Below are 3,767 nucleotides of genomic sequence, written 5' to 3'. Positions count from 1 at the left end.
GCGATACGTTCTCTTCGGAACAGGCTCCGCCAACGCGCCAAGATAAATCCATCCCAGTTATCATCTCATACCAAGTTGCGTTCTATCATGTCATTGGAGAGCGAAGCGTGAAGCGCAGCTATAGCGGTAGCGAAGCGGTAGCGTGACGCGCAGCGATAGCGAGGAACGAGCGTCGGAATCTGGACAGATGCTTCGCGTCATTCCGTTTCACTGCATTCTGCTCAGCATGACAGATTCTACCTTAGACGGCAAATTGGTATCAGTCAGGGGATTTTCAGTATTCAATTATCCCGATGCAGCGATAAGATAAGAGGGCGCACGTCGGTGCGCCCCTACCGTTGACAAATTAAGACGACTTCGCTTCTAGGCTTTCTAGGCGGCTTTTAAGTGCCTGATTTTCTTGCTTAATCTGATCGAGTTCTTCGCGAAGCTGTTTAATCGCTTTGTCTGAACCTACCTGATTCTGCACCGTTTGGATTGCTTCTTCCGCCCGCCGACGTACACGCCCATCCGGTGTTTGATCACATAGCGATCGCAAAACCCCAATCGCCTTAACGGTTTCCATTTGGGCTAAGGCGGAAACTACCGCGACTTGAGTCAGGAAGAACGATTCCCCAGATAACTCCTCTAACGCCTCTAATATCTCCTCTAGCTTATTCGGGGTTTGACCTGTGGAAATCGTACCTAAAGCCCGAATTGACGCTAGTCGCAAGGGTTGAGGAGTACCCGGTTTTGTGTACTCCATAATTACATCTAACGCCTGGGGTGAAGACTTCATCTGACTCAATCCCGCGATCGCACCCGAACGCACAACTTCATTCCAACCCGCACGTTCATTGAGAATCTTTGTCAAAAGTTGCAGCACTTCATCTGCTTTATCTTTCATACTCCCAGACGCCAGTTTACCCAGCACTTTCGCCGCAGACGCTTCCACGTAATAACTCGCATCTCCCACCTCTAACAGATGGTTTAATGCTGCATAGCTTTCTACCGTTTTCACCTGACTCAAGGCTTCGACAACCGATCGCCGCACCCGCGCATCTTTATCCTGCAATCCAGCGACTAACGCAACAGAGGCTTGATCCAGTTTGACTTTTGCCAATTGTTTGGCGACTTCGACGCGCACCCCCCAGAAGGGATCATCCGTCAAGGCTTCTGCTAACGCTTGAACGACTTCTAACCCCCCCTTCTTCACTAACGCTTGGGCGGCGTAAATCCGAGAAACGGGGTCAGGGTCATGCTTTAGCTGGGCTTTCAGTTCGGCTAACGGATACTCCAGCGTCACCGTTTTTAAGTAATTGTTCCCTGCATCAAAACTAATAAACTGGGGCTTTTTCTCCAAGGGGAAATAGAAACTCTGTTCCCGTTCATGGATGCGAACCTTAAAGGTTTTGAGTGGGGAATCAGCATCAGTGTAACCAAAGGCGATAGGAATTTTTAGGTCAAATAGCTCATTTTTACTACCATTTTGACTCTCTTTTGCATGGGTTTGACTAACTGTCACTTTCGCCAACTGGCTATCCCCATCCCAGGTGTAGCTAACTTTATAGTCGGGATGACCCCCTCGGAAGACATATTGATCGAACAGAAAGAGGAGATTTCGACCCGTAGCTTTTTCAATTGCCCGTAATAGGTCAACCGTTTCTACTGTATTATGAGCATTATCTTGAACAAAGGTTTGAATCGTCTTCCAGAATAACTCATCTCCCAATTCTGCTCGAATTATATGATAAACACAAGCCCCTTTTTCATAAAGGTGGCGGTCATAGAGTTCAATCGCTTCTCGGTAAATATGGGTAACAATGGGACGGCGATAGCGGGAGGTGTCTTCGTGTATGTAGCTGCGGGCTTCATTAAGTAGGTAATACGCCGCATCATCTTGACCATACTCTTGTTCAGTCCACAATACTTCCGTATAAGACGCCATTCCTTCCTTAATCCAAGCATGGGACCAATGCTTGATCACCACCAAGTCACCAAACCATTGATGTGCTAATTCGTGGGCGACTAAGCTTTCGGTACGCATACTATCAAGCGCCGCCCGTTCATCGAGTAAGCAGCGATCGGTAAGTAGGGTGGTGGAGGTGTTTTCCATCCCACCAAAGATAAAGTCATCAACACAGACTTGGGCGTATTTGGGATAGGGATAGGGATAGCCAAAGACATGACTAAAGAATTCCATCATTTTTGGCGTTTTTCCCATACTGCGCCGCGCATCCTCTTCCCGCCCTTTTTCTACATAATAGGTAACAGGTTTTCCTTGCCATTCATCGCGAATTTCGGCAAAGTCACCTACCGCCAGGGTCATTAAATAGGTAGGATGAACGTGGTTTTGTAACCAATGATAAGTTGTGCGATCGCCCTCTTCTTGAGTTCCGATCAGTTCCCCGTTAGATATCGCGATCAAAGGTTTAGGAACCGTGACGCGCAGTTCCGAACTCGCCAATTGACCCGGATAATCGAAACAGGGGAACCAGAAGCGGGAGTCTTCATCTTCTCCCTGTGTCCAAACCTGGGTGGGTTTGTTGGGGTAATCTGGGGTAGGAGTAACGAAATAGATACCCCGTTGCGGATGTTCAACATGGTACGCGATCGCTATTTTTACCTCTTTCCCCGCCTCAATCGGGTGGCGAAGTTGGATCTGTAGTTGTTCCCCGTCACAGTCAAATGGTTGGGATTCACCGTTAATCTGCACCGATTCAATCGTCAGGTTCACTGCATCCAGGACAAACTGACGGATATCATCACGCACTGGCGTTAGGGTAATAGTGCAAGTCCCCTCTAAGCGCTGTTTGGGGATATCCAAGACCAAATCCAGGAAAATATGATTAACTTGTCCCGGGCGATCGGGGTTGTAGTGGGGTCTAGCACCGGGTAATTCAAAGGACTTGTGACCGTTTTGATCCGAATCAAAATAAGACTGTGCCATGAATGTGTCAAACGTTAACAGAACAACTACAAGTATCTCTTCCTTCCAGGTTAGCTTGTCTCCCCGACTCCCAGTCAATGGGAATCCAGGGTTTTAACGGGAAACTCTCTTAATTTTAAGCAATCACGGCTCAAAAAAAATATTCTATGTAGGGTGGGTTAGGCGGTGTTTCCATCAGGACAATAACTATTTAATGAATTACTCGCTTCACCGCTTCACCAATAATTTCCATCGCTCTTGAAACCGCAAAAACCTTCTCCAAATTTTGTGAGAAAGCTTCAAACTCAATACCTGCGGTAAACTGTTCAATAGCAGCAACAGCATCTAAAATATCCTGTAAATAGTCCTCCACTTGCCGTTTGGTCACAGGTAAACAACCTCCGCCAAAACCCGCTCTCCAATTCGAGGCTTCAAGCCACCCTTATGCACCAGATCAACCTTAACTCCTAGGTTGTCAGTAAGATAATTCTCTAAATTGATGAACTTTAACAAACTAGGTGTCTGGGAAAACTCCACCAGCACATCAACATCGCTGGTTTCAGTCTGTTCTTTTCTCACGTAGGAACCAAAAATACCGATTTCCCTAACCTGATAACGTTCCTGTAACAATGACTTATTTTGCCCAAGCCATTGCTTAATTTCCTCTAGAGTTTTCATCACCCCAATCTTACCTTGAGTCAGTACGGTGTTAATCTAGCTTACACCAATCTAGATGAGAACTTGAATAGTGGGTGTTCTGGGCGAAAATATAGCAATAGACACATCGATTAGGACGTTCGGCATCATTGTAGAGACGTTGCATGCAACGTCTCTACATAAATGATGGGTTAATACGTTC

The 3,767-nt window shown here is 46.6% G+C and carries 3 protein-coding genes; all 3 read right to left on the bottom strand.

Features of this window, described 5'->3' with window-relative positions; all coding sequences use genetic code 11:
- Positions 1–346: 346 nt before the first annotated feature.
- The 3 genes from ACLFWI_RS28275 to ACLFWI_RS28265 all read right to left on the bottom strand — a co-directional run bounded on the left by ACLFWI_RS28275 (position 347) and on the right by ACLFWI_RS28265 (position 3,586).
- Positions 347–2,929, bottom strand: coding sequence for a M1 family aminopeptidase (locus tag ACLFWI_RS28275; RefSeq protein WP_446415697.1), 2,583 nt, complete (start codon positions 2,927–2,929; stop codon positions 347–349).
- A 190-nt stretch (positions 2,930–3,119) separates the two neighbouring features.
- Positions 3,120–3,296 (bottom strand): HepT-like ribonuclease domain-containing protein, encoded by a 177-nt coding sequence (locus tag ACLFWI_RS28270; protein WP_446415696.1) that lies wholly within the window; start codon positions 3,294–3,296, stop codon positions 3,120–3,122.
- Positions 3,293–3,586, bottom strand: a complete 294-nt coding sequence (locus ACLFWI_RS28265; RefSeq protein WP_446415695.1) for a nucleotidyltransferase family protein — start codon at positions 3,584–3,586, stop codon at positions 3,293–3,295. The genes ACLFWI_RS28270 and ACLFWI_RS28265 overlap by 4 nt, the downstream gene beginning before the upstream one ends.
- Between the last annotated feature and the right edge of the window lie 181 nt (positions 3,587–3,767).

Source organism: Coleofasciculus sp., assembly GCF_046539235.1.
Lineage (GTDB): Bacteria > Cyanobacteriota > Cyanobacteriia > Cyanobacteriales > Coleofasciculaceae > Coleofasciculus.
The sequence above is the reverse complement of the archived record's forward strand: the minus strand, read 5'-3'. Positions and strand labels throughout refer to the sequence as shown.

What these genes read in the sequence shown, in the direction of transcription:
- ACLFWI_RS28265 (WP_446415695.1), bottom strand. Translation starts at nt 3,586, where the DNA reads ATGAAAACTCTAGAGGAAATTAAGCAATGGCTTGGGCAAAATAAGTCA.
- ACLFWI_RS28275 (WP_446415697.1), bottom strand. Translation starts at nt 2,929, where the DNA reads ATGGCACAGTCTTATTTTGATTCGGATCAAAACGGTCACAAGTCCTTT.